Source organism: Streptococcus sp. HF-100 (assembly GCF_015594635.1).
GTDB lineage: Bacteria > Bacillota > Bacilli > Lactobacillales > Streptococcaceae > Streptococcus > Streptococcus vaginalis.
The window spans coordinates 1-26,938 of sequence record NZ_JADNQV010000008.1; the positions used below are offsets into that span (position 1 = coordinate 1).

General features: G+C 39.7%; 23 protein-coding genes and 1 tRNA gene. 4 read left to right on the plus strand and 20 right to left on the minus strand.

The features are described from left to right. Nucleotides 1-280: 280 nt before the first annotated feature. Nucleotides 281-520, plus strand: a complete 240-nt coding sequence (locus IYQ23_RS07820) for a hypothetical protein (RefSeq protein WP_195674574.1) — start codon at nucleotides 281-283, stop codon at nucleotides 518-520. Between the two features lie 15 nt (nucleotides 521-535). Next, nucleotides 536-606 (plus strand) — tRNA-Cys (locus IYQ23_RS07825). A 214-nt stretch (nucleotides 607-820) separates the two neighbouring features. Here the strand turns inward: IYQ23_RS07825 and nusG are convergent. The 4 genes from nusG to pbp2a form a co-directional block, all read right to left on the minus strand. Then, nucleotides 821-1,357 carry a transcription termination/antitermination protein NusG gene (gene nusG / locus IYQ23_RS07830; RefSeq protein WP_195674575.1) on the minus strand — a complete coding sequence of 179 codons (537 nt, stop codon included), beginning with the start codon at nucleotides 1,355-1,357 and terminating at the stop codon, nucleotides 821-823. Nucleotides 1,358-1,507: 150 nt separating this feature from the next. Further along, the gene (gene secE, locus IYQ23_RS07835; protein WP_003027327.1) at nucleotides 1,508-1,684 is read right to left on the minus strand and encodes a preprotein translocase subunit SecE; all 177 of its coding nucleotides are present in this window, start codon (nucleotides 1,682-1,684) and stop codon (nucleotides 1,508-1,510) included. Nucleotides 1,685-1,693: 9 nt separating this feature from the next. Beyond that, nucleotides 1,694-1,846: a 50S ribosomal protein L33 gene (rpmG, locus tag IYQ23_RS07840; RefSeq protein ID WP_003027324.1), complete on the minus strand. Its 153-nt coding sequence runs from the start codon at nucleotides 1,844-1,846 to the stop codon at nucleotides 1,694-1,696. A 49-nt stretch (nucleotides 1,847-1,895) separates the two neighbouring features. Beyond that, nucleotides 1,896-4,115, minus strand: a complete 2,220-nt coding sequence (pbp2a, locus tag IYQ23_RS07845; protein WP_195674576.1) for a penicillin-binding protein PBP2A — start codon at nucleotides 4,113-4,115, stop codon at nucleotides 1,896-1,898. Nucleotides 4,116-4,252: 137 nt separating this feature from the next. On the opposite strand from pbp2a, the gene IYQ23_RS07850 reads away from it, so the two are divergent. Further along, nucleotides 4,253-5,113 carry an RluA family pseudouridine synthase gene (locus IYQ23_RS07850; RefSeq protein ID WP_195674577.1) on the plus strand — a complete coding sequence of 287 codons (861 nt, stop codon included), beginning with the start codon at nucleotides 4,253-4,255 and terminating at the stop codon, nucleotides 5,111-5,113. 239 nt (nucleotides 5,114-5,352) lie between these two features. Here the strand turns inward: IYQ23_RS07850 and IYQ23_RS07855 are convergent, their stop codons facing one another. The 8 genes from IYQ23_RS07855 to IYQ23_RS07890 form a co-directional block, all read right to left on the minus strand. Further along, a complete protein-coding gene (locus tag IYQ23_RS07855; RefSeq protein ID WP_003032027.1) occupies nucleotides 5,353-5,562 on the minus strand; it encodes a heavy-metal-associated domain-containing protein in 210 nt (69 codons plus the stop codon). A gap of 12 nt (nucleotides 5,563-5,574) precedes the next feature. Further along, nucleotides 5,575-7,827, minus strand: coding sequence for a heavy metal translocating P-type ATPase (locus IYQ23_RS07860; protein WP_195674578.1), 2,253 nt, complete (start codon nucleotides 7,825-7,827; stop codon nucleotides 5,575-5,577). Nucleotides 7,828-7,830: 3 nt separating this feature from the next. Next, complete coding sequence (locus tag IYQ23_RS07865) at nucleotides 7,831-8,298, minus strand: CopY/TcrY family copper transport repressor (RefSeq protein WP_195674579.1); 468 nt, start codon at nucleotides 8,296-8,298, stop codon at nucleotides 7,831-7,833. Nucleotides 8,299-8,440: 142 nt separating this feature from the next. Then, complete coding sequence (locus IYQ23_RS07870) at nucleotides 8,441-9,943, minus strand: zinc ABC transporter substrate-binding protein AdcA (protein WP_195674580.1); 1,503 nt, start codon at nucleotides 9,941-9,943, stop codon at nucleotides 8,441-8,443. Between the two features lie 9 nt (nucleotides 9,944-9,952). Then, the gene (locus IYQ23_RS07875; RefSeq protein WP_195323378.1) at nucleotides 9,953-10,759 is read right to left on the minus strand and encodes a metal ABC transporter permease; all 807 of its coding nucleotides are present in this window, start codon (nucleotides 10,757-10,759) and stop codon (nucleotides 9,953-9,955) included. Further along, nucleotides 10,752-11,459, minus strand: a complete 708-nt coding sequence (locus tag IYQ23_RS07880) for a metal ABC transporter ATP-binding protein (RefSeq protein WP_195674581.1) — start codon at nucleotides 11,457-11,459, stop codon at nucleotides 10,752-10,754. Before IYQ23_RS07880 ends, IYQ23_RS07875 begins: the two co-directional genes overlap by 8 nt. Next, a complete protein-coding gene (locus tag IYQ23_RS07885) occupies nucleotides 11,456-11,899 on the minus strand; it encodes a zinc-dependent MarR family transcriptional regulator (protein ID WP_003027297.1) in 444 nt (147 codons plus the stop codon). Before IYQ23_RS07885 ends, IYQ23_RS07880 begins: the two co-directional genes overlap by 4 nt. 291 nt (nucleotides 11,900-12,190) lie before the next feature. Next, the gene (locus IYQ23_RS07890) at nucleotides 12,191-18,040 is read right to left on the minus strand and encodes a Spy0128 family protein (RefSeq protein WP_195674582.1); all 5,850 of its coding nucleotides are present in this window, start codon (nucleotides 18,038-18,040) and stop codon (nucleotides 12,191-12,193) included. Nucleotides 18,041-18,305: 265 nt separating this feature from the next. On the opposite strand from IYQ23_RS07890, the gene IYQ23_RS07895 reads away from it, so the two are divergent. Next, a complete protein-coding gene (locus IYQ23_RS07895) occupies nucleotides 18,306-18,929 on the plus strand; it encodes a TetR/AcrR family transcriptional regulator (RefSeq protein WP_003032003.1) in 624 nt (207 codons plus the stop codon). Between the two features lie 105 nt (nucleotides 18,930-19,034). Here IYQ23_RS07895 and IYQ23_RS07900 read toward each other — a convergent pair whose 3' ends face one another. The 8 genes from IYQ23_RS07900 to thrC all read right to left on the minus strand — a co-directional run bounded on the left by IYQ23_RS07900 (nucleotide 19,035) and on the right by thrC (nucleotide 26,935). Beyond that, nucleotides 19,035-20,612: an ABC1 kinase family protein gene (locus IYQ23_RS07900; RefSeq protein ID WP_049508008.1), complete on the minus strand. Its 1,578-nt coding sequence runs from the start codon at nucleotides 20,610-20,612 to the stop codon at nucleotides 19,035-19,037. A 108-nt stretch (nucleotides 20,613-20,720) separates the two neighbouring features. Continuing rightward, nucleotides 20,721-20,999 carry a phasin family protein gene (locus IYQ23_RS07905; RefSeq protein WP_003032012.1) on the minus strand — a complete coding sequence of 93 codons (279 nt, stop codon included), beginning with the start codon at nucleotides 20,997-20,999 and terminating at the stop codon, nucleotides 20,721-20,723. Between the two features lie 92 nt (nucleotides 21,000-21,091). After that, complete coding sequence (locus IYQ23_RS07910; RefSeq protein WP_195674583.1) at nucleotides 21,092-22,426, minus strand: Nramp family divalent metal transporter; 1,335 nt, start codon at nucleotides 22,424-22,426, stop codon at nucleotides 21,092-21,094. Between the two features lie 101 nt (nucleotides 22,427-22,527). Beyond that, a complete protein-coding gene (locus IYQ23_RS07915; RefSeq protein ID WP_049517221.1) occupies nucleotides 22,528-22,890 on the minus strand; it encodes a DUF1304 domain-containing protein in 363 nt (120 codons plus the stop codon). 12 nt (nucleotides 22,891-22,902) lie between these two features. Then, nucleotides 22,903-23,337 (minus strand): MarR family winged helix-turn-helix transcriptional regulator, encoded by a 435-nt coding sequence (locus IYQ23_RS07920; protein WP_195674584.1) that lies wholly within the window; start codon nucleotides 23,335-23,337, stop codon nucleotides 22,903-22,905. Between the two features lie 92 nt (nucleotides 23,338-23,429). Continuing rightward, nucleotides 23,430-24,041 (minus strand): HAD-IA family hydrolase, encoded by a 612-nt coding sequence (locus IYQ23_RS07925; protein WP_195674585.1) that lies wholly within the window; start codon nucleotides 24,039-24,041, stop codon nucleotides 23,430-23,432. Beyond that, nucleotides 24,038-25,315 (minus strand): MATE family efflux transporter, encoded by a 1,278-nt coding sequence (locus IYQ23_RS07930; protein ID WP_022526411.1) that lies wholly within the window; start codon nucleotides 25,313-25,315, stop codon nucleotides 24,038-24,040. The genes IYQ23_RS07925 and IYQ23_RS07930 overlap by 4 nt, the downstream gene beginning before the upstream one ends. 135 nt (nucleotides 25,316-25,450) lie before the next feature. Continuing rightward, complete coding sequence (gene thrC, locus IYQ23_RS07935) at nucleotides 25,451-26,935, minus strand: threonine synthase (protein ID WP_195674586.1); 1,485 nt, start codon at nucleotides 26,933-26,935, stop codon at nucleotides 25,451-25,453. Nucleotides 26,936-26,938: the final 3 nt, after the last annotated feature.

Sequence of the window (26,938 nt, forward strand, 5' to 3'; positions counted from 1 at the left end):
GCCTGCACATTGGTTCGTCTTGTTCAGTTTTCAAAGGTCTTTGTCGCCCCTCAAGCGACAACTATCTTAGTATATCATCTCCTTCTCTTCTTGTCAATACCTTTTTTCATCTTTTTTTACTTTTCTTAAACTTTTTCTTCCAATTTTATAGCTGGCAACATTTATTTGTTTTTATTAAAGAAGTTCCCATAGCCAAAAATACAAACATCTAATTTTAGAAATGTCATATGAGATGGATATAATTATTAAAAAAAGGAAGCAAGTAACGAGAAATTAACTTATGACTTCTTTACTTTTAGGAAGATGGTGGATGATATTTTTGAAGTCAGTTGGTTCAGCTAAACAAGTTTATCTTATTGTTACCTTAACTAAAGCAAGAAAAACTATCAATCCAACCTTTTCTTTGGCTTATCAAAATGATAATTTCACCACTTTAATGATTAAATTTAATCGGAAAACACTAAAATTTTACAAAGAGAAACCAATCTACACTCTTGACGAAAACGATTTTTTAGGATAAAATAATAAACGTTGTGGCGGTATAGCCAAGTGGTAAGGCACGGCTCTGCAAAAGCTTGATCGTCGGTTCAAATCCGTCTACCGCCTTCCGTAACCTGATTTAACAGGAATTAACCGAATGAAAAGCCCGTAAAATCGGGCTTTTTTATTTTTTTGTTCGGTTAAATTAGGTCAAATATAATGAAGTTGGTGGATGAATTTGAGACAAACATTTTCAACAAGAGTTTATTTTTCATCAAAATAGCACAAAAAATGAGCCAAAACCAATAACTATAAAAATTGATTTCTAGCTCACTTTTTATTATAATTCGGCAATTTGGTTCAGAGTCACTTCGGCAACTGTATCATTCCCGAATAGCGAAATAATCATTTTAACTTTGTTGTTGTCAATTTCGGTGATTTTACCCGTATAATCTGCAAAAGCGCCGTCAATGATACGTACGGTATCGCCAACTTTCACATCAATATCAAATTCTTGAACGGTTTGTCCCATTGAAATCAAGATTTGGCGAATTTCCTCTTCCAAAAGTGGTGTTGGTTTAGAGCGGTTTCCATGTGAGCCGACAAAGCCTGTTACGTTTGGTGTGTTCCGTACGACGAACCATGCTTCGTCTGTCATCACCATTTCTACCAAGACGTAACCTGGGAAACGATTTTCTTCAACTTCTTTGGTTTTTCCGTTTTTCTCCACTTGTACCGTTTGCGTTGGAATTTCTACGCGCAAAATATTTTCCAACATATTATAGGTTTGTGCACGTTGTAAAAGATTTTCTTTTACTTTATTTTCATACCCTGAGTATGTCTGCAAGACAAACCAGCCTTTATCAAAACTGTCCATCGTTCTTCCTTTCCTAAATAAAAAAGCCTGAGGGCTTCGGTTTCTTTCTAGCCCTATTATACCACAAAAATAGCAAATGCAATCTTTTTACTGCTATTTTTATAATAAAAGATAAAAGCCTACTTGATAAAACAACAAGCAGGCTAAAATTTAAAAGATATTTAACAATCGTACCAAACCTCTTGTGACAAGTAAGTCAAAAAGATAAATAATGACGACAAAGAAAGCTGTGTATTCCATAACTGAGATAAAATCTACCCAGCTTTGCTTTCTAGTTGGCCAAGTTGTATCTTTTAATACTTGAAATGTATCTTTAATGAATTTCACAACTTTCTCCTATCTAGTTTCTTTATGAATCGTGTATTTACTGCAATGTTTACAATATTTATTTACTTCCAGACGTTTTGGTTTTGGCGTACTACTCACTTTGATTGAATAGTTTCTCGATCCACAAACCGTGCACGCCAGACTCGCTTTTTTTAGTGCCATAACGCCTCCATCTTGTTTATTATATCAAGAAAGCCCATTTTTGACAAGTCTATTGGAACCAACTCTTAACCGTGTCCCAAAGATTCTGTGCTTTTTCAGGAATCTTAGCATCGTCAATTGCTTTCTTCGCTTGGTCAACCAAATTCTTAGCTTTATCCTGCACATCTTTCAAAACATCTGAACGATTGTCACTTTGCTTCGTAGTGTTATTTGTACCACTCGTATCAACCGGTGCAATACCATTTTTTGCATAGGCATTTTCATCACCGAACTTCGTACCATTTGTGTACGGTAGGATACTATTTGCCACACTTCGGAAAATAGCTGAAGCTTCATTGGCACTGGTGCCTGTCAGATAATGATTTTCATCTGTCTTTGGAAAACCTAACCACTGACTGATAACCACATCTGGCGTGTAACCAATAACCCATTGGTCTCCTGATAAATCTGGGTTAAAGTCAGTCTCTGTCGTTCCTGTCTTCCCAGCCATGTCATAGCCGTAAGGAGCAGCATAAACACCGGTACCATTGGTAAATGTTCCCAGCATCATACTGGTCATTTTTTCTGTTGTTGAGCGGTTAAGCACTCGCGTTGAAGTTGATTTATGAGTTTTGACTACTTGTCCACTAGCATTTTCGATTTTGGTAATCAAATGAGCATCATTCATAACACCATTATTGGCAAAAGTCGAGTAGGCTTGTGCCATTTGTAGCGGATTGGTTGTTACGCCACTGCCGAGAGCCACCCCAAGGGTCTGACTCACTTTATCCATATTCAAGCCAAATTTTTTACCATATTCAAAAACTTTTTTCAGTCCCAATTCATTAGCAGCAGCAACCGCTGGAATATTTAAGGATTGCGCTAAAGCCTGATACATTGGCACAGTCGAACTGGATTGAATCCCACCATAGTTGTTCACGGTGTAAGTTCCATACGTTGTTGTGCTATTGTCTAACTCTTTATTGATGGACCAGCCTGCATCAACTGCCGGGCTGTAAACTGCTAAGGGCTTAATAGTCGAGCCAGGGCTTCTTGAAGATTGTGTGGCATAGTTAAAACTTCTAAAACCAGCACTGGTACTATTGATTTGGCCGACAAGTGCGCGAACACCTCCCGTTTTAGGATCAAGCGCTACGCTACCCGATTGGGCTCTGGTGCCGTCTGCTGCTTGCGGGAATAAATCTTCGCGATCATAGATGACTTGCATGCTAGCTTGGTAATTTTGGTCTAGCTCTGTGTAAATGCGGTAGCCGTTATTGACAATATCAGCTTCTGTTAAGCCATAATCTCGAACTGCTTCATTGATAACCGCATCAAAGTAAGACGGATAACGATAATCTGCTGATTTTCCTGTGTAAGCATCTACCAATTGACTGCCCAAACCATTTGCTCCTGCTTGGTTTGCAGTATTTTGACTGATATAACCTGCTGCTGCCATATTTTGTAAAACGGTATTGCGTCGATTCGTTGCGTTTTTTATAGAAGCAAGCGGATTATATAGTTCCGGTCCTTTGAGCATTCCTGCTAAGGTAGCTGCTTGATCTAGTGTCAGTTGGCTAGCAGATACTCCGAAATACTTTTTAGAGGCATCTTCTACACCCCACACACCATTCCCAAAGTAAGAATTGTTGAGGTACATAGTGAGAATCTGCTTTTTACTATATTTTTTAGTTAATTCTAAAGCTAGGAAAAACTCTTTTGCCTTCCGCTCAATGGTCTGATCCTGAGATAAGTAAGCATTTTTAGCTAATTGTTGTGTAATAGTAGAACCACCACCAGAACGCCCAGCCGTTAAAATTGCTAGAATAAAACGACCGTAGTTAATCCCACTATTTTTATAAAAAGAACGGTCTTCTGTCGCAATGACGGCATGTTGTAAGTTCGGACTAATTTTGGACAATTCTACGTAAGTTCCCTTTTGCCCTGACAAACTTCCAGCTTTTTTGCCGTCCTTATCATAAATAGCTGTTGTTGCTTTCAAAGCATTCTGCAAATCATTCACATTAGTGGATTTGGCAACATAAAAGAGATAGCCTCCTGTCACCAAGCCAAAACCAAGCCCCAAAATCAAGACAATCTTCGTCAGGTGATAGCGACGCCAAAATCGACGAAATGGATGTTGAGAAATCGGTTTTTTTCGGCTTTTCCCAGAACGACTCAAATGTGATTCAGCCTCTTCAACCTCTGTCACCTCTTGATGCTTACGCTCAGGACTTTCCTTTTTAAAATGATTTACTGCTAGTTCAAATAATTCACTCAATTTTTTCATATCCTTATTCTATCACCTTCTCCATATCCAGACAAGAAGAGACCTCTTATCAAGCGTTTCGTTTAGAAAACTTTAAGAAATTGTTCAAGAGTTAGCTGACTATTTGCAATCATCTACTATTTTGTTACAATAAAATCATGCATTTTACAATTACGATTCCACAAGGTCTGCCAGAGATGACAGTCAAAGAGCTGCTGGAAGAACATTTTTTGATTCCACGAAAGATTCGCCATTTTCTGCGCATTAAAAAACACGTCCTTGTAAACCAACAACCCATTAACTGGCAAAGTCGGATTCATCCAGCTGATGCGATTGCTTTAATCTTTGACGAAGAAGATTATCCAGAAAAGTCTATTTTAATGGGCAAAGCTGATCTTGTGGAAGAATTATATCAAGATGAACACATCATCATTGTCAATAAACCTGAAGGTATGAAAACACATGCCAATGAACCGGCAGAGCTGGCGCTTTTAAATCATGTCTCTGCTCATGTTGGAAGTACATGCTATGTCGTTCATCGCTTGGACAAGGAAACTAGTGGGGCTGTCCTTTTTGCGAAAAATCCTTTTATCTTGCCAATCTTAAATCGATTGCTAGAAAACAAGGAAATTTCGCGTGAATATTGGGCTTTGGTACAAGGAGTATTCCCCAAAAAACGTCAAATCTATACAGATAAAATCGGGCGCGACCGTCACGATCGGCGAAAACGGCTAGTGGATAACAAAAACGGTCAATACGCTGAAACGCAGGTCACTAAGCTCAAAGAAATTGGAAACAACACCCTTATCAAGTGTCAACTTAAAACTGGGCGAACTCATCAAATCCGTGTACACCTTGCTCATCATGGGCTTCCTATCGTTGGCGATCCATTGTACAATCCTCAAAAGTCAGAGCGCCTCATGCTTCATGCTCATCGTTTAACTTTCACACATCCTTTTACACTCGAAAAAATTAGTGTCGAAGCTACCTCTCAAAGTTTTGAAAAAGGATTGATTTAAAAATAAAGGGACTACGAACTAAAAATTTTCGATTTTTAGTTCGTAGTCCCTCCCCCGCAAGAGTGCTCTTCCGAGCTTGAAAAGCAAACAGCTTTGATACTTGCTTCGCAAGTTTTATCTGCTACCTCAAAGCAGTGTTTTGAGCAATCAGAGTGGATTGCTGTGCAGGGCTGATTTCCCGACTTCAACAATTTACTGAATTGTTGAAGCTGGGACACTTTTTGCCCAGCCTCATTTTTCTATGCAACAGTAACAACTTTATAAATTGTTTTAGCAAGTGCCGCCTGATAATCTTCTGCACTGTGAGTGTGATCGGTCGTGACAGTAGCAACCTTTGTATCTAAATCAATTTGGACATCCGATACACCTTCTAATTTTAGGAAGTGCTCAGTGACGTGTTTTACGCAATTTTGACAAGATATATTTTCTAAAGTAACGATTTGTTTCATGATGAACTCCTTTTATGATTTTATTTTAAAGCGCCGTAAACGCAGCGCATTGGTGACGACAGAAACCGAGCTAAAGCTCATGGCAAGACCGGCTAACATAGGATTGAGCAGCGGACCGCCAAATACATACAGGAACCCCATTGCAACTGGTATTCCTAGAGTATTGTAGGCAAAGGCCCAGAACAGATTTTCTTTGATATTTTTAATCGTGGCTTGGCTGAGGCGAATGGCTGTCACCACATCTAAAAGGTCGCTGTGCATCAAAACAATGTTGGCTGAGTCAATAGCCACATCCGTTCCAGAACCAATGGCAATCCCGACTTCAGCTTGCACCAGAGCAGGTGCATCATTGATCCCGTCACCCACCATGGCAACCTTTTTCCCCTGCGCTTGCAAATTCTTGACGATATCTGCTTTGCCGTCTGGAAATACTCCTGCAATGACTTGATCGACACCAGCTTCTCTTGCAATGGCTTGAGCTGTTTCCTCACGGTCCCCTGTCAGCATCACCACTTCTAAGCCCATTTTTTGCAATTCAGCAATAGCTTTACGGCTATTTTTTTTGATTTGGTCAGCGACTGCTATCATCCCCACCAGTTGTCTATCCAAAGCGACAAACATAGCCGTCTTTCCTTGATGCGATAAGGAAATCAAGTCAGAGATATATTCTCCGAGCTCGACTTGGTATTGTCTCATTAAGTTTTCATTCCCAATTAGAATTTCTTGAGCTTTTACTTGAGCTGCAATCCCTTTACCTGAAATCGCTTGAAAATCTGTTACCGATGCTAATGGTATAGCTTCCGCTTTAGCGGCTTCTAAAATAGCAATTGCCAGCGGATGTTCTGAATGTTGCTCACTACTTGCAAGCGAATGTAGCAATTCTTCCCGTGTGACATCACCAAAAGTCAACACATCCGTCAAACTTGGCTTCCCTTCGGTAATCGTACCTGTCTTATCCAGAACGACAACATCTACCAAATGAGTCGCTTCAAGAGCCTGCCCTGACTTAATCAAGACGCCATTTTCAGCGCCCTTCCCCGTACCTACCATAATAGCCGTCGGAGTAGCTAAGCCAAGCGCACAAGGACAAGCAATGACCAACACCGCAATAAAGATAGAAAGTGAGAATTGCAAACTCTCTCCCGCCAGAACGTACCACAACAGAGCTGCTAAAACTGCCAAACTCAAGACAATTGGTACAAAATAGAGCGAGATCTTATCTGCCATAGCCGCAATAGGCGCTTTCGAGCCTTGCGCTTCCTCTACCAAATGAACAATCTGAGCTAAAGTTGTGTCCGAACCGACTTTGGTTGCTTCATAGTCAATAGAACCCGTTTGATTCATAGTGGCACTGGCAATCACATCTCCGACGTTTTTTTCGACAGGAACACTTTCACCTGTCATCATAGACTCATCCACATAGGTTTGTCCAGAGATAACCACACCGTCTACTGGCATACGTTCTCCCGGTTTAATCCGCACAATATCTCCAACCTTGATGTCTTCTGTATCAATTGTTACGACTTCGCCATAGCGAATAACGGTCGCTTGGTCGGGTACCAAACTCATCAAACTTTGAATCGCTTGTGAGGTTCGACCCTTGGCATTGGCTTCTAGATATTTCCCCAGTAAAACAAGAGTGATAATCACACCAACTGATTCAAAATACAACTGGTGTACAAAAGTATGATGCCCCAGCAAAACTTGAACGACCGAGTACAAACTATACAGAAAGGCTGCACTCGTTCCTACAGCAATCAAACTATCCATGTTCGGATGCTGTTTTGCCAAATTCCGAAAACCACGTACATAAAAACCGCGACCAACCCAAATCGCTGGCAAAGTAAGGAAAAATTGCGCCAATACAAAGGCAATGGGATGCGTCATGTGATCTAAAAAGGAGGGTAACGGCAAGCCAATCATGCTCCCCATTGAAATATAAAGTAGTGGCACGGTCGCTCCTGCCGCAAACCAAATCTGACACGCCATTTTGCGCACGTTTTCTTGCTTTTCCGCGACTTGCTTCGCATAATCAGACTGCCTTTGTTCTCCCTTTTCTGTCGCTTGGTAGCCAGCTTCTTTCACAGCCTCTAGGACTTGCTCGCTTGCAAATCCTTCTTTGGGAAGAACTGTCAATTTTTCCGTAGCTAAGTTCACCGTGGCTTCTTCTACTGTTGGCAAATCGTTGACGACCATTTCAATGGTCATCGCGCAAGCTGCACAGGTCATGCCTGATAATTTATACTCTTTTTTGTCATTTTCCATTTCTTACTCCGCCATTTTAGATTGATTCGTTTCATCTTGACAATGCGCGCCACAAGTACATTGACCTGGTGGACAATTGCACTGAATCGTCTCCGGTGCTTGTACCTGCTTTTCTTTTACAACATCTAGGATTCGAGACAAATCTGTTTGACTGAATTGATTGCTTTCTAGTATTGAAACTACTAAATCACCATGCTTGGTATTGCACATATTGTCAAGCAAGGTCCGCCAACTATTTTCCAAGTGCTCATCTTCTAAAATTAACGCATCATAGTAAAATTTCCCCTCAATTTTTTCCATTGAAATAAACTCTTTGGTTTTCAGACGATTAAGTAAGGTTTTAACAGTAGCCGGTTTCCAATCAAAATCAGCTTCTAAACGCTCCACCACCTCAGTACTTCTGCTATGAGGATACGCCCACAAAACACGCATAACTTGCCATTCTGCCTGACTAATATTTTGTTGTTCCATTTTGTTTCATCTCTTTTTTGATTACAATTGTAATTTTCGATTCTTTTATAGTTTACATCTGTAATCAGAGTTTGTCAAGCAAAAAAATCGAGAAGATTGCTCAACTCGATTTTTCTCTTTCTATATAGAAATTGTGTCTTTATCAATGCGCCAGCATTTCTTGAGCAATTTCTTGTCCGCTTAATTTAGTTGGATAGTAAGTTGGCCAATTTTCTAATTCGTTAAAGAGGGCTTCTTGGCTTTCACCACCGTAGAAAATGTGGAAGTGCGCTGCTTTCGTTGGGGCGATATTATGGTCGCTAAATTGAACATATTTATACTTACCTGCATCTGGGTCTGTCGCTTCAAACATGAAGCGCACGCCTCGGTTTCCTTTAGAGTACGTCAATGTATGCTTACCAACATATTTATAAGTATATTTCTTCTTTTGTCCGTTGACTACAAATTCCATAGTCTTATCTGTGATATTGATATGAGACACATCTGTCTTGTAGCCTTTTTCATAATACGCTTTGTACTCAGCAGCTGTCATCTTACCGCTTAATTTTGCTTTGTAATCAAAGACTTGGTCTAAAGTTCCATCTTGCAAATATGGATAAACGGATTGCCATTGACCTGCATAGTCAGACAACGTACGGTCTTTGACAGCACTATCTTCAAAGTAGCCATTTTGTACAGTCTTTGTATTTTTTTCTTTTTCAGCAGAAATTTCAGTACCAGCTTGATCTGTCGTCTTTTTCAAAGCTTTCAAGTTTGATTGCATGATGGAAATATAGTCTGCTCCATCTTTTGTTTGCTTTTCAGTTAAACTTTCAAGCGGATTAAGCACATCTAACTTCACACCCGTTTCTTTTGCCAATGTAGAAGCCAATGCTTGAGAAGCATTTTCTTCAAAATAGATATACTTAATATTGTTTTTCTTAATATATTTTGTCAATTCAGCCAAACGTGCCGCTGAAGGCTCACTATCTGGTGAAAGTCCTGAAATAGGCACTTGCTTCAAACCGTAGTCTAACGCTAAATAACGAAAGGCTGCGTGCTGTGTCACAAAGCTCTTTTGTTTGGCATTTGCTAAACCAGTTGCATATTCTTTATCCAGAGCTTCTAATTTCTTAATGTAAGCTGCTGCATTCTTTTGGAAAGTGACTTTCTTATCTGGGTAGCGTTTACTTAAGCTGTCGCGAATATTCTCCACCATTTTAATGGCACGTTTTGGTGACAACCACACATGGGGATCGTATTCATGATGGTGTCCTTCGCTCCCATGATCATGGTCTTCTTCCTCTTCTGTACCAGGAAGAAGCAACATTTTTCCACTTGCTTTCACCACATTTACTTTGTCTTTTTTCAAAGTTTTGAGCAATTTTGGTACCCAAGTTTCCATATTTTCATTTTCATATACAAAAGCATCTGCATCTTGAATCGTTGCAACTGCCTTGGCAGAAGGCTCGTATTCGTGCGGTTCTGTTCCTGCACCAATCAAGAGTTTGACATTGGCAGTATCTCCTGCTACTTGCCTGGTAAATTCATAAACTGGGTAAAATGTTGTGACAACATTTAATTTCCCATTTGCACTTTTTTGATTGGAACAAGCCACTAAAAAGATGCTCAGTAAACTTGCTACTAATAGACCAATTTTCTTCATTTCTTACTCCTATTTGATAAATTTTTTCAATAAATTTACTAGTAAAAATACGCCGACAAAAATAATGGTAATACTTGCACTGGCTGGCGTTTCTGCATAATACGAAATATACAAACCAGCAATCATACCTAAGAAGCCGATGATATTTGCCAACAAGATAACGGATTTAAAGTTCTTCCCCAACCGCAAAGCAATACTTGCCGGCAAAACCATAATGGTTGATACCAGCAACGCACCTGCCGCTGGAATCATGAGAGCAATGGCAACACCTGTCACAATGTTAAACAGAATGGACATGGTGCGCACAGGCAGACCGTCCACAAAAGCTGTATCCTCATCAAAGGTCAAAATATACATTGGTCGAATGAAGAGGAAGGTTAATGCCAGCACGATTGCCGCAATGATAAAGAGTGAAATCACCTGCTCCGTACTAATCGTGACAATAGAGCCAAATAAATACTGATCCAAACTCATAGAACTGGAACTCTTGCCCCTACTCATCACAATCAAAGCAATGGCAAGTCCTGTAGACATCAGAATTGCCGTTCCGATTTCCATAAAATCCTTGTAGATCGTCCGCAGGTATTCTAAGAAGACTGCCGCAATAATCACAATAATGACAGTTGAAATCGTAGGTGAGATGCCTAGCACCAAGCCAAAAGCAACCCCCGAAAGCGACACGTGGCTGAGCGTATCACTCATCAAACTCTGACGACGTAAAATCAAGAAAGTTCCTAAAACCGGCGAAAACAGACTCATAGCAATCACTGCTAGAAAAGCCCGCTGCATAAAATCGTAAGCTAATAAATTAAACATGGCTCACCTCCTCCTTGTCACTTTCGTGAACATTGAAGCAGCGCCATGGCGAATCTTGATTTCGCACCAAATGAATATTGCGGTCCGCATATTTTCGGACTTCCTCTGGATCATGCGTAATCATCAGTACAGCCTTGCCATGCCGATGCGCACTGTGGTGCATCAAATCATAAAATTCATCCTTGCTACCAGCATCCATCCCCGTTGTCGGCTCATCCAAGACAAAAACATCCGGATCCGAAGCAAACATGCGTGCAATCACTGCCCGCTGCTTTTGCCCGCCTGACAGCGAGCCAATCCGTTTATCTCGATGTTCCCACATACCAACTGCATCTAGACTGACCTTAATATGCTCCTCATCATGGGCATTTAAATGACGGAACCAACCCTTGCGTGGATAGCGACCGGATTTTACAAATTCATAGACGGTGCTTGGAAAACCCGCATTAAAACTAGCAATTTGCTGCGGCAAATAAGCAATCCGCAACTTCTTGCCAGCTGTATTCGTCTTAGAAATCGTCACCTTACCAAATCGAGGCTGCAAAATCCCAAGACTAGCCTTGATCAAGGTCGTTTTTGCTGCTCCATTTTCACCTGTCAAAGTCACAAACTCACCACTATCCACATAATAGTTAATATGCTCCAACACAGGCTCCTTATCATAATAAAAGGACAAATCTTCAACTGTGATATATCTCATTTTCCGATTTCTCCTACTAAGGTTTCCAAGAATTTTTGAATGGTAGCTTGCTCATTAGGAGTGTATTGATTGGCGATTTTTTCGTAAATTTCCAATGTATGCTGATGATGATGATGATGCTCCGCGGCAACTGGCTTCGCTAATTCTGTCAACCGATAAAAAATAACACGCGCATCTTTCTGATTCTTAAAAGGTTCCAGCATTTCTTGTTTGATGAGCGATTTGATGGCCTTTGTTACAGCTGCTTGACTGACGTTTAAGCGCTTCGCCAACTCTGAGTTTGTCAACGACTCCTCAGACAGCAACATCAAGATGTGCTCTTGAGTATTTGTCAAAGGCATTCCACTTGTACAAGAACCAATCAAAATCTCATGCTGATTCTCGGCTTTTAAAATGATTTCATTTAAGAAATGATCCATTTCATGTGCTAATTGACTCATGTTGCTCCTTTTCTGATTAACCAGTTAATTCTTTACTAGTTAAGTATATCATAAAGAAAAAAAGAGTCAAGTGAAAATTTCAGCATAGTTTCCACGAAAAGGATTAAGTATTCTCTAAATTTTTGTATAACTTTTCTAAGTCCATTTTCTCTAGGAAACAGCTCTTCCTTTTTCTTTTCACATTCTATGCTCTAGGCATCAAAAAGGGGATCTAAAGAGCCCCCATTTCAGAGGAGAATGCTCTCTAGATTCCCAATTTAAACTTATTATTTTTCTGAAGTCTTGATTTTATCAAGATTTCTTCTTGATGAGATAAACTGCACCGACCAAAACAATCAAACCAATGAAAATAGCTACTGTATGAATGACCGTACCTGTCTTAGGCAAACCTTTCTTTGGTGGAGTATAGCGATTTTCAAATGTCTTTATGTTCTTGTCATAACTTACTTTGGCAACCAAATGACCATTACCATCATCTGTGACTGTTACTGTCACCTTAATCACCTTCTTATCATAAGTGATTCCTTGAAGTTTTGTATCCTTTTCTGCAATCGTGTAATGGTAGGTACCAGTTGTTTTGTATTCAAAAGCATCAAAGTTTACCGAACCATCTGCGGTATTTTTCTTCGTTTGAAGCACTTGACCTCTTTCATCCTTCAATACAAACTCAAATTCATTTGCTTTCAAGGTACGACCGACCAATTTCTTAGTTACTTCAACCGTTGCTTGGACTGAATCTGCCGTATAAGTATTGTTGAAGACACGATCTTTTGTATCATAAGATACAGTTGCTACCAGTTTCCCTGCGCCATTGTCGGTCACAGTAACGGTTGCTTTGATTACCTTAGTGTCATATTTCACACCGCCAAGCTTCGTATCTTTTTCGGTAATCGTGTATTGATAAGTACCGACTGCTGTATAAGTTAGCGTCTTAAAGGTAATCTTACCGTCCTTATCATTTGTCACCGTTTCAAGCACTTCGTCCTTATCATTTGTCAGTTCAAAACTGAATTCACCGGCTTTAAGGTCACGACCAGTTAATTGTTTATTAGCTGAAAGCTGAGCAGTCGTTGGAGCAGCTTGGTATTGGTTCGTAAAGGTTTGGTCGTTCTGTTCATAGGCAACTTGTGCTACCAATTGACCTTGACCATTATCTGTTACGGTTACGGTTGCTTTAATCACTTTGGTGTCATATTTTACACCACCTAAGTTATTGTCTTTCTCTTTGATGGTGTAATGATAAGTACCGGCTTTCGTGTACTCAATGGTGTCGAAAGTGACACTACCGTCTTGAGCATTCTTCTTGCTTTGAGTAACTTTATCATCTTGGCCTTTCAATTCAAACTCAAACTCGCCATCTTTCAAAGCACGACCTGTCAAGGTTTTCTTAACAGAGAGTTGTGCGTTTGTTTTTGCAGCGGAATAAGTGTTCTTGAAGGTCTGATCATCTTTTTCATAAGCAACTTTTGTTACTAAGTGGCCTTGACCATCGTCTGTAACAGTGACTGTCGCTTTGATCACTTTGGTGTCATATTTCACACCACCGAGTTTCGTATCTTTTTCGGTGATGGTGTAGTGATAAGTACCCACCTTAGTATACTCAATGGTATCGAAAGTGACGCTACCATCTTGTGCATTTGTCTTCGTTTGGCGAACTTGATCGTCTGTACCAGTCAGTTCAAATTCAAATTCCCCTTCTTTGAGGTTACGACCTTCTAATAGCTTCTTAGCAGAAAGAGTTGCAGTGGCTTTATCTGCTGAATAAGTATTCGTGAAGGTGTTTTGGTTGTTTTCATAAGCAACTGTTGTATGTAGTTGACCTTTACCATCATCCGTGACAGTGACTGTTGCTTTGATTACTTTGGTGTCATATTTCACACCGCCTAAAGCACCAGCTTGTTCTTTAATGGTATAAGTATAAGTTCCAGCTGTTTTGAATGTCAACTCTTTAAATGAAATCTTACCATCTTTAGCGTTCTTAACGGTATCCACCACTTTACCGTTTGGATCAATCAAGTCAAAGGCAAATTCATTCGCTTCTAGGTCGCGACCAGTTAGCACTTTGTTCGCTTCTAATGTCGCAGTTGTTTCCTTAGCAAGGTAAGTATTGCTGAAGGTTGGATTAGCTGTATCATAAGATACTTGGGCAACTAACTGACCATTGCCATCATCAGTAACTTTGACAGTCGCTTTGATTTCTTTCTTATCATAGGTCACACCACCTAAGCCATTGTCTTTCTCTTTGATGGTGTAATGATAAGTGCCAACTTTTGTATAGTCAATCGCATCAAAAGTAACACGACCGTCTGCTGCATTTTTCTTCATCTGACGAACGTTGTCATCAGATCCGACTAATTCAAATTCGAACTCTTGATCGTTTAATGCACGACCTGTCAGTTCTTTAGTCACGCCTAGTTGTGCGCTAACCTTTTGACTAGAGTAGGTATTGTTGAAAGTTTGGTCGTTGTTTTCGTAGGTTACTTTTGAAACAAGCTGACCTTTACCATTATCTATGACTTCAACTGTTACCTTGATGGTCTTGGTGTCGTAAGTCACACCACCCAATCCTGTATTTTTCTCAGTAATGGTGTACTTGTGGGTACCAACAGTTTGATACTTGATTGCATCAAATTGAACCTTACCAGCTTTGTCATTCTTCTTGGTTTGAAGAACGTCTGCCTTGCCGTCTTCTTTCAGATCGAAGCTAAACTCGCCATCCTTCAAAGCACGTCCGGTTAATTTCTTCGTAACAGAGAAAGTAGCCTCTGTACCTTTGGCAGTGTATTTATTTGTAAAGTTTTGTTTAGAAATTTGATTCTTACCGCTCTCATCAAGACCTAGATAGATAACATTGACAACCAACTGTCCATCCTCTTCTTGTTGAACATGAACTGTAACCTTAATTGGTTGTTTATCATAGTCAACACCTGGAACGTTACCATCTTTTTCTTTGATAAGATAGTTATAGAGACCAGCTTTGGTGAACTTAAGATCTTTGAAAGGAATCGTACCATCCGCTTTATTTTTAGCTGTTTGAAGTAAACTATTATCTTTTCCATCATACAGCTCAAACTCAAACTCGTCATCTTGTAGATTGCGACCAGTTAAAGTTTTTGTCACTTGTAGTGGTACTGTGATTTCTTTTGGTGTGAACGTATTCTTAAAGGTCTTTTTACCACCGTCATAAGTCACGGTAGTACTTAGTTTCCCTTTACCATCATCCGTTACTTTAACTGTGACTTTGACTTCGCTCGAGTCATAAGTAACCCCTGTCAGGCCATTATTTTTTTCTGTAATGGTGTAGTGGTAGTTACCTGCTTTATCGTAGGTAATAGCTTGGAACTGAACTTTTCCTTGAGCATCATTTTTAGCTGTTTGAAGAACGTTTGGCTTACCATCTTCCTTCAACTCAAACTCAAATTCTTGCGCTTTCAGTTTGCGACCCGTGAGTTCTTTGGTCACATCGAAGGTTGCAGAAGTAGCTTGAGGTGTATAGGTGTTGTTGAAAGTGGTATCATCTTTTTCATAGATAATGTCAGAATGGAGTTTGCCTTTTCCGTCATCTGTAATTTTGACAGTAGCTTTCACTTCTTTCGTATCATAAGTAATGCCACCTAACTGACCTTTTTTCTCTGTAATGGTATAGTGGTAGTTACCTGCTTTTTTATACTCTAATTCTTTGAAGGTCACTTTACCATCAGTGTTGTTTTTCGCAGTATCTTCAACAACTCCTGTGTCATCGTTCTTCAACTCAAACTCAAATTCATCTTTTTGCAGCTGACGGCCTGTCAGAATTTTATTCACTTCTAATCGAGCAAAAGTCTTTCCTGGAGTATATCGATTGATAAAAGTTGGATTTTCGATCTCTTTATTAGCTTCTGAATACGTCACTTTGGTGACTTTCAGCTGACCGCCCTGATCTTCAACTTTTACCGTAACTGAAATAAGATTAGGGTCATACTCTACACCAGCAACATTACCCGATTTTTCTGTAATAGTATAATTGTAGGTTCCGGCTTTAGTATATTCAATCTCTTTGAATTCAACCTTACCATCTGCTTTATTTTTTACAGTTTCCAAAATTTTGTTGTTGTTTTGTAGATCTTTCAGTTCAAATTCGAATTCACCATCTTGAAGATCTCGGCCAACTAATTTTTTAGTTACAGCAAGTTTTGTACTTGTCTTATCCGGTATATAGTGGTTTGTGAAGGTGTCTTTTTTCTCTAACTGTCCATTTGCACCATTTCCTTGATAAGTAACTTCTGTAGCTAATTTACCTTCTTGATTTCTTGAAACTTTTACTGTAACTTGAATATCATTTGGGTCATAGTAAATTCCCTTTTCAGGATGGTCTTGACGTTTTTCAGAAATAGTATAGTTATAAGTTCCTTCTTCAGTAAATTCAAGAGCATCAAATGTTACTTTACCGTCAGCATCATTTGATTTTGTTTGAAGTGGGTTTTGTTCCCCATCTTTCTTCAATTCAAATTGAAATTCTTGATCCTTCAGTTTCCGGCCGATTAACTCTTTCTGAACCTGAAGTTGAGCAGAAACTTTTTCGTTTTTCTTATTGGTAACTGTCGGTCTATAAACTTTATCTGTCCCAAAGTCAGTTGGTTTCACACTAATCTTTTCAGTTGATTTTTGGTATCCGTCTGGAGCTTTAATTTCCTCAATAGTGTAGTTATCTTTCAGCAGCTTAGGAATCGTGACATCACCATTCGCATCAGTCTCATATTCACCGACTACCTGACCATTTCGATCACGTGTTACTTTAAATCGAGCACCAGCTAAGGCTTGTCCTGTTTTCTCATCCTGTTTATGGAGTTTGATGGAATAAACATAACCTTCAGCTTTACCACCTGCTGCCTGATAAGTATTCCTAAAGCCAACATGGCTAATTTCCCTATCATTAGACAATAAAGAAGCCTTGTTCTCGAGAATCTCCCCATCAGTTAACTCATAGCTTGCTTTAGCATCATACTCTATCTGATAACCTTCATCAGATTTTATATTTCCTAAGTTAACAGAAAACGAATTGTTTGAGAATTCAACATGAAATCGATTGGTAACATCTTCCATATTTTTAAATTCCCATTTGTCATGGTTTGCAACCCATTTCCCTTTATAAATTTTAAAAGTACTTTGAATGTAAGTTACACCAGGAGTCCCAAATGTGTCCTTAACAACTGCATTGGGAATATTTTTCCCTGAACGGTTAATTGGAAGTTTGTAGTGAATACCCTTTTGAGCATCAAACCAACCAGATTTGGTGATGTCTGTCTTTTCAGCTTTTCCAACTCCTTTAAACCCAACTTTTTTGTGAAATTTCACCTTTCCATTAACAGATATATCAAAATTCACATCAGTTTCTTCTTTCACGATTTCATGATTAACTCGGGCATAAAAATAAAAGCTACCTGTTACATTAGAGTGATTTTCTACATACTTTGTATAGGTTAATGTTACTGTTCTAGTTTGAGGATCAATCACAGCTTTTGCAACGACTTGATCTTTTGTATCTTTTAATTCAAACGGCTTAACATCACCAAAAGCTAACTTGTCTGGCAAAGCAATCGTAGTGTAGTCTCCTGCTTTAACACCATTATTTGGCAAGCTAAACTTGGCGTTTAAGCGAAATGTTTCCCATTTATCTAGCTTGTGATTTAAATCATGACCTCCATTATCGGTAATAGAGAAGTCTGTAATCACATCATCAATAGGCTTCGGTCCAGCAATTGCTCTCCGTGTTCTTTTACTTCTCGGTGGAGCTCCTGGCTGAGTCTCACTCTTTTCCTCTACCTTACTAGCTTTTTGTGAAGATGTATCTTCTTTTACTTGGCTAGCATCAGAGCTTTCTTCTTTTGAGGTGCTTGGCTTATTTTCCTGCTCATTTGAATTAGCTTCCGCTTTATTCTCAGTAGCAGGCTGCTGCCCCTGACTAGAACTAGTATCTGCTGCCTTTTGCGTTGACTCAGTAGGAGACGTTGGCTGTTCAGTCGTTCCTGTTTTCGGAGATGACTGAGTTGTCACTGTAGAAGATTGATTCGACAATGTCTGAGCAACAGCACTAGCTGGTGATAAGATTGTTGAAGCCAGCAATAATGCAACCCCAACAAGATTCATCGCTTTTTTAATCATGACGATTTCCTTTCTTTGGTTTTTCAGGACTTTGTACAAAAGTACAAAACTCCACTAATACCATTATATCAACTACCTTATAGTCCTTTCAAGCAAAATGCTCTATATTTTAGTTCTATTTCTTGACAAACTGTAAAGTTTTAAACACCCCATTGATATACAACAGGATATCTCGCAGGTGGTTTACAAAATGTAAACTTTTTTCGATGGTTTTGCTAGACTACATATATTTTTTAAATTAGAATATTTATAAGGAGGGAGCAAGATGGTACTTAATACGAGAGAAAAAATTCTAGAGGCTTTTTTTGAGCTTGCTATGGAACATCCAAATAAAATGCATTTTTCTTTAGCAGAAATTGCCAAAAAAGCTGGAATTTCAAGACAAGCCATTTATAAACGTCATTTCAATGGAAATCATGAAATTCTAGACTATATTCATAAAGAACTTGATGCTGAATTTCGAATGATTTTTCAAACTTATGATAAGAAAGTTTATCCTGATCCTTTTGTCTTTTTTGCAGAGGTAGTGATTCCTATCTTATACACCCACCGAAAACAAATCAGCTGTCTTTTTACAACAGCAGCAGATCCATATTGGAGGGAATTTTTACGAAATACCTATGGACAATGGATTGAACAACATATTACGATTGACTATCAAAAATTAAATATTCCAAAAGAAAAGGCTGCTCAAGTTCTTGTTAGAGGAATTTTGATCTTTATCGAAATTTGGATTACCCAACCTGAACCTACCCCTCCTGAACAATTTGCAGAAACCTTTTTAAAGTTGATTCATTTCCCTCTCACAGACTATGTTTGTTTCAAGCAAACTTCCTCTAATGACAAACTGATCGTTACAAACAGTTTGGAAGATAAAGAAAGGGAGTGAAACCGAACTAATCTTGAAAATTCTTAGTTCATAGTCTCATCTCCCATAGCTCTTCTGAGCTTGAAAAACGGATGAAGAAGTAAGTTGTCACGCTCACTTTTTATGTTATTTTTTTGTGGAGCAGATGATAAGATAGAATAACCACACTAATACCAATCCTGCTAATGTTAACAGAAATTTTGCTAAAAACAGCATGTCTGGATTAAGGGTTAAAATCCCTCCTGTCAGTAATAAAGCTAGGAAGACAAGGCTTAGTACAAGACGATTGGCTAAGGATTCAATACGCCGAAATCGTTGATTGTAGTCAATTAAGTCATGGTTGACAACCAAGCGACCGTTCACCACTTGCTCCACAAGTTGGTGTAGTCGTCGCGGAATACTTTTTCCATGCCGTAGCAAGTAAAGTAGTTCGATTAAGAAAGAATCGTAACTCAAAGTCTGGTGTAGAATATCTGACTTCATATTTTCAAGGAAATATTGCTTGGCGAGTGTCATCAGATTGATATTAGGAGCTAGCTCGCGAAAGAGACCTTCAATTTGCAAGGCAGATTTTTCCAAAATAGTCATCTGGGATGGTACTTGCAAATGATGACGTGTACAAACCGCCACTACGTCCTCAAACATATCTGTAATAGATAAGGAGCCCAACTCTAAATTGCCATACTTGGTCAACATGCGTTCAACATCTTGCTCTAGTTGTAATTTATTGATTGGTTCACTAGCCGTCGTAATGGTCAGAATAGCCTGCGTCATCGAGTCAATGTCCTGTGTCGTAAAGCTAGACAACATGTCGTTTAGAGACATACGAAAACCCGTTTCCAATTCTCCCATAATCCCAAAATCAATAAAATAAATCTTTCCTTCATGAATCAAGAGATTGCCGGGGTGTGGATCACCATGAAAGAATCCATCTTTAAATACCTGCTTGATAAAGCTCAACATAAGTTTCTGACCAATATCTGCCAAATCGTAACCCGCTTCTTGTAAAACAGCATATTGATTGATACGGACACCTGGAATATATTCCTCCACAATCAAGTGCGGAGTGGTAAACTCTGGATAGACTTTTGGCACTCCAACACAAGGAATATCTTGATTATATTGGGCGAACTCATCCATGTACTTAGCTTCGTTGCGAAAGTCAATTTCGTTCAGCAATGTTGTCTGTAACTGTTGCAAAATCTTTGGTAAATCCACCATGGGCAGCAAATGTTTGGGAAAATGACGGGCTAAACGAACCAGAAGAGCAAGGTCTTCTGTAATTTGCTCTTGAATGTGCGGACGCTGAATTTTCAGTACTACTTCATCGCCATTTAACAAAACAGCACGATGAGTTTGTGCCACGGAAGCGCTCGCCAAATGCTCTTGTGAAACATCTGAAAAGAGTTGCTCAATCGGACGCTTTAACTCATCTTCAATCGCAGCCATGACCGTCTCTTTGTCCAAAGGATTGACGTCATCTTGCAGCTTGCTCAATTCCTTGATATAGATTTCTGGCAATAAGTCACTACGGGTAGATAAAATTTGACCGATTTTTACAAAACTGGGTCCTAGTTGTTCAAAAGCTTCTCGCAATTGCTTGGGAGCTTTTTTCTCGTCCAACGGTTTTTTTCGATCTTTCAGATTGGACCAGCCGACTGCACTAAAGGCTGTTAGAATCTCTCGTAAGCGTTTATTTGCCATAAGGTTATCCTCATTCTGCTTGTTATCATTATTTTTTCTTTCAAATCCTACTTTTAGTTTAGCAAAAAACGCAGCCTTTATAAAGTTGTGACTGCGTTATCAGGAAGATTATTCTTCTGTTTTTGAAAATCCTTTGAGTAGCTGATCTAGTTTATCTTCTAGTCGTTCAATATCTTGCTTGGTGGCATATACATCATCGGATTGCTCCTCTGGACTTTCAGCCGTTTTTTCATTTACTTTGCGCTTTAGCTCTGACTGAAGCTGTTTGCCTTCATCCACCGTTAAGCGACCTTTGGCAATCAATTCTTTGACAAATTCGGTAGCTTTATCATAAGTCATGGAAGTCAATCCAATTCCTGCCAGCAAAACTTTTTTCAATTCGTCCATCTTGACACCTCCGTATATGAGAATCTTTCCACTTTCATTATAGCGCTTTTAAGCCATTTATTCTAGAGAAAATTGAACTGATAGACAAATTTTTAAAAAAGATCAACCACAAGTTTTACATTCAAAATAGTTAATAAAATAGAAACGGCATAAGCTAAGTAGGTATTCCATTTGCTGTTGACAAATTCGCCCATGAGCTTTTTATTAGAGCTGAAATACACGAGTGGAAAGATTGAAAATGGCAAAGCGACAGAAAGAAAGACTTGGGAATAGACCAAAAGATTGTCTAGCACCTGTTCTTTGTCTCCGTATAAAATAGCAACAATCACAACCGGTAAAAGAGCTAGTAAGCGAGTTACCAAGCGAAGAAACCACGGCGGCAGCTTCATGTTTAAAAAGCCTTCCATCACGATTTGTCCCGTTAAGGTTCCTGTGATTGTTGAGTTTTGACCACTAGCTAACAAAGCGACTGCAAAGAGCGTTGAGAGGATCGGGCTAGCAATAGCTCCAGCAATTTGAGGGTCTTTTAAGGCGTTGTACATTGCAGAAAAAGCACCAATTTTATCCGCATGACCAAAGAATAAAGCTGCTCCTAAAATCAACAGCAAAGAATTAACCACAAAAGCCAAACTCAATTGAATATTCGAGTCCCACGTCATAAACCGTACAGCTTCATGTACAGATTGTTTAGCCTTGTAGTTAACTTTTCGCGTTTGGGCGATAGAAGAGTGCAAATACAAATTGTGCGGCATAACCGTTGCCCCTACAATGCCCAGTGCCAAGGTCAAAACGGACGTTCCATTTTTACTAGCCGTATGTTGATAAGCTACCACATTTGGCAAATATCCTGATAAAATATGATGAAGATTGGGCTTTGCAAGGATTACCAGATATAAGAAAATCAATAAAATAGTTAAAATCAGCGTTCCAACGATTGCTTCAATCTTACGAAAGCCTAATTTCATCAAAAAAAGCAACAAGAAAACATCAAAGACTGTAATCAGAATCGAAAATAGCAAAGACCAACCAAATAGTAAATGAAGCGCAATCCCTGCACCGATGACTTCTGCCAAGTCCGTTGCCATTAAAGCCAACTCTGTAATAACCCAAAGGAGATAGCGAACTGGCTTTGACGTATGAGCCGCAATGGCTTGTGCCAAATCCATCCTTGTGACAATTCCTAATTTTCCCGCCATTTGCTGCAATTGCATAGCCATTACAGAAGAAACCAAGACAGCTGATAAGAGCAAATAACGATAGGTGGCACCACCTACAACACTTGTAATCCAATTTCCCGGATCCATGTAACCAACGGCAACCAACATTCCCGGCCCTGAAAAAGCTAATAAAGTACGAAAGAAACCAGCGTTTTTAGGCGTTACAATACTTTGGTTAACTTCACTTAAGGAAACCTTTTTGTCTGACATTTCTATCATTCTTTCTATTGTAGAATTATTTCTACTATATATTATAGCACAAACTATTAACGGTGGTTAATTTATATTTTTATAATGGTTAATATTTGGTGCTATTTAAACAATAAAATGCTTAGAATAGCTAAAATCGCAGGTCCGCCTTGAGTCAAGATGATTTTCTTGTTAGCTGTGGCTGCACCATACGCTGCAACCCCGATAACAAACAAAACAAAAACGGTCACAATTTCTAAATTATGTGAAATATACAAGCCATATAGTAGGAAAAGAGCTAAAAAGGCATTGTAAACCCCTTGATTTTTAAACAAGGAAGTAACGGACGGGCGAGATAATTCTTCCTTTGTCATATTAAAGACTCGGCTGGTGCTGTCTGACTGGGTAGCGATACTTTCTAGATAAAAGATATAGAGGTGTTCCAGTGCGACGAGTGTAGCTAATATAGTAGTAATGAGTGACATAATTTTTTCTTTCTAATGTTTTTCCACGGTAATCTGATCTAAGCCAGATACAAGTTTTTCTAATAAAGTGCTCAGCGTCCTTTGCTCATCATCCGAGAGAACTTTTTCCATTTGCTTTTTGACATTTACATGATAGGTCGGTGGCTCATGCAAAAGCTGCTCTTTTGCAACATTCGTGACATTCACTAGAACCTCTCGTTGATTTTTGGGATTGCGGCTCCGTTGAACATAACCGCGCTCTTCTAAAAGTTTGAAATGCCGAGTTAAAGCCGCAGGATCGATTTTTAAGACCTCTTGCACAGCAACTTGACTGCATGGAGCATTGTCCAATAAAAAATCCAGTATCTCGTACCGCGTTAAGCTAATTTCTAATTTTTGCTCAAAGAGTTGCGTGATAGCTTGATCAGTTAAATGCAATTGGTACAGCAGGTGATGAATGGCAACCATTTTTTCTCCTTTCTGATTTTAATTGACTAGTCAATTATTGATAAATCAATTATAGACCATCAAAAAAAGAAAAGCAAATATTTTGCTCCCCTTTAACAGATTATCTGTTTAATCTCTAGTAAATGGTTGATTTCGTGATTAATGTTTGGTCGATCATCGCAGAAATTGATTGATTGAATACCGCTGTTAAAGGCAACATCTACATCCAACGTCCGGTCACCGATATAGTAAGTCATTGCCTTATCCAGCTGGTATTTCTCTACGAGATAGTTCACACCTTCTGGGTCGGGCTTTCTTGCAAATCCATTAGCAGTAGTTACAATTTCTGTGAAATAATCCAAAATCTCTAAATCCGCCAAAATTTGATAAGCATTTTTCCCTTTATGAGTATAGACAAACTGCTGAATATCTGCTTCCTGCGCCCAAACAAGAATAGCCTTAGCACCATCCATGAGCTGAATGTGAGCATTTTTCTCTTGCAAACTTTGACCTCGAAAGCGGTTCATCTCTTCAGCATCTAAACCTTTTTCTGTTGCGACTTTTTCCAGTAATTTCTGAACAGAATGTTGCAAGATATAAGCATGGATAGCTGGTCTGTCAAAATCCAAGCCATAGTGCATATAGGTTTCCTCAATCCCCGCCAAAATTGCATCATAGGAATCCAATAATGTTCCGTCCAAATCCCAAATAAAAGCTCTTGTCATGTTTGACTCCTCATTTTTCGTTGATAGATGATTTGTAAAAAAATCCAGCGAAAGGTATTGTCCAAAAGGGTGGCTGTCCAAACTCCGGGCAAGCCCAATCCCAGAGTTACCCCCAGAAAGTAACCCGCCACAATGCGAATCAGCCACATACCAACAGTCGTAGCATAAAAAGGCAACTTGGCATTTCCCAATCCTTGCCAAACAGCTGTGTAAATGACTGTTCCTGCTGTCATAGGCACACCCAAAAGTGAAAAAAGAATGACCGACAAGCTAGCTGTTACAGCGCCGCTATCCTTTGTATAAAGATGTGTTAGTGGCTGTCCAAGTGCAAAAATAAACAGAGCCACCGCTAGCATGAGTCCAAGAGATAGCCAGTAGGTCTGCTTCGTCAGCTTCCTAACTGTTTGAAAATCTGCCTGTCCCACCGCATGAGCCACCAACATAACCGTTGCAGTAGCGACTCCAAAACCCGGCATATAGTTGAACTGGGTCAGAACCTCTCCAATAGCATTTCCCGCAACGGCATCTGTCCCGAACTTAACGATAATGGCAATAATCACCACATCTCCAGCCCGCATCATCAGCCGCTCTCCAGCAGCTGGCAGAGATAAACGCAACAAGTCCCAATCCAGCCTCCAACTCCAAGGCGCTAAAGGCAGAGACAATTCTTTCCATAAAATCAAAACGCCTACCAGACGGGCTAAAATGGTGCCCAGCGCCACTCCAACAATTCCCATGTGGAAAATAAAAATCGCAAGACTGGAAAAAATGACATTGAGCAGATTGCTTAAAAAACTGATATACATAGGCATACGAGGGTTGCTAGTTGCCCGAATCAAGGAGCCTAGCGTAGTCATCAGACCCAAAAGGAGAATCGTTCCCCCGATTAAAGCCAGATAAAGACCACCTGCATTGGCGACGACAGGCTCCGTTCCCAGCCAAGCTAATATCTGGCGTCCAAAAACAAGCGAGAAAAGTCCTAGAAAGACGCTCAAAATCAGAGTTAATTTAATGGCTTCGCTAGTGTGATAAGCCAGATTGTCTCGATCTCCTTCTCCCAAACTCTTGGAAATGAGACTGGATACTGCTGCTCCCAGCGCAATAAAAATAGCTTGGTAAATCGTAATAACATTACCAGCAACCGAAACTCCTGAAATAGCCACGAGACCGAGACTCGCTACCAAATACGAGTCCACCATTCCCATTAGCATCTGCAAAAAGTTTTCGACCATGGCTGGTAGGGCAATATTTAAAATCTTTTTATAAGTGGTCATACATCATGAAACTCCTGCTTTTGATTATACACTTTTCTGCACTTTGCTGGCAATATTTTGTTTACACCCTGTTGCAATCTGAAAACACTCAGTTGGCTACCAGCTGAGTGTTTGTTACAAAAATTTATTAGATTATTAAAGTCCTAAATAGCTTTCTACTGCTGCCTGCATTTGGTCAGCAGCGACAGTCGTTTTATGGCGGACTTGTGCGGTTTCTAGGTTAGCAACTGCAGAAGGCACTGCAACTCCTGAAATCTCGTGGAGTTTTGTTAAGGCTTCAAAGTCACTAAGACCACTTTGTCCCATTACAGCTTCGACTGCCACAACTGGGAATTTGTAAGGACTGGCGGTTGAAGCAATAACAGTCGTAGTCTCATCACCTGTAGCTGTCCGGTATTTTTGATAAACAGCTGAAGCGACCGCTGTGTGCGGATCTTCAATGTAATCAGACGCCTCATAAACTCGTTTGATCTCAGATGCTGTCTCAACTTCGGTAGCATATTCTGCCGCAAAGAGTTCTAAAATAGCTGGGTCAAAATCAGTCAACTCATACTGACCATGCTGATTGAGAGACTTCATCAAATCCGCTGTCTTTTCTGCACTATTTCCTAACAGGTGGAAAATCAAACGCTCTAAGTTTGAAGAAACTAAAATATCCATAGACGGACTAGACGTTACCTTAAAGCTGCGCTTTTTGTCATAAACATGTGTCTTAAAGAAATCTGTTAGGACATTATTTTCATTAGAAGCACAAATCAACTTGCCCACCGGAAGACCGATTTGTTTAGCATAATAGGCTGCTAAGATATTGCCGAAGTTTCCAGTTGGAACAGCAAAATTAACTGCTTCGCCTGCCTGAATCTGACCAGCCTTAACCAACTGTGCATAGGCATAAACATAGTAAACAATCTGTGGCACCAAACGCCCGATATTCATAGAGTTGGCAGAAGAAAATTGCAACTTGTGCGCTGCTAGCCGCTCACGAAGAACCGCATCATTAAACATGCTTTTGACATTGGTCTGGGCATCATCAAAATTGCCCTCAATGGCCACCACATGAGTATTGTCCCCCGTCTGAGTGGTCATTTGTAGCTCCTGAACCTTGCTGACACCGTCTTTAGGGTAAAAGACGATGATTTCCGTTCCTGGCACATCGGCAAAGCCTGCCATAGCTGCTTTTCCGGTATCACCAGAAGTCGCCGTCAAAATGACAATTTTATTTTTCAAACCATGCTTTTTCGCTGCTGTCGTCATCAAATGCGGGAGGATAGACAAAGCCATATCCTTGAAAGCAATCGTAGCACCATGGAATAGTTCCAAATTGTATTGCCCGTTCAGTTTCACCAGGGGAGCAATCTCTGGTGTGTCAAACTTGCTGTCATAGGCATTGTTAATGCAGTCATCCAGCTCTTGATCTGTAAAGTCATCTAAAAAAGCAGATAAAATCAATTTTGCAACTTCCTGATAGGAAGCGTCTTTGAGTTTAGTAAAATCCAGTTCCACCTGCGGATAAGAAATCGGCGTAAAGAGACCACCATCCGTTGCTAACCCCTGCAAAATAGCCTGACTGGCTGTCACCGTATTGTTTGCATCACGCGTTGATTGATAAACTAAAGTCATGAA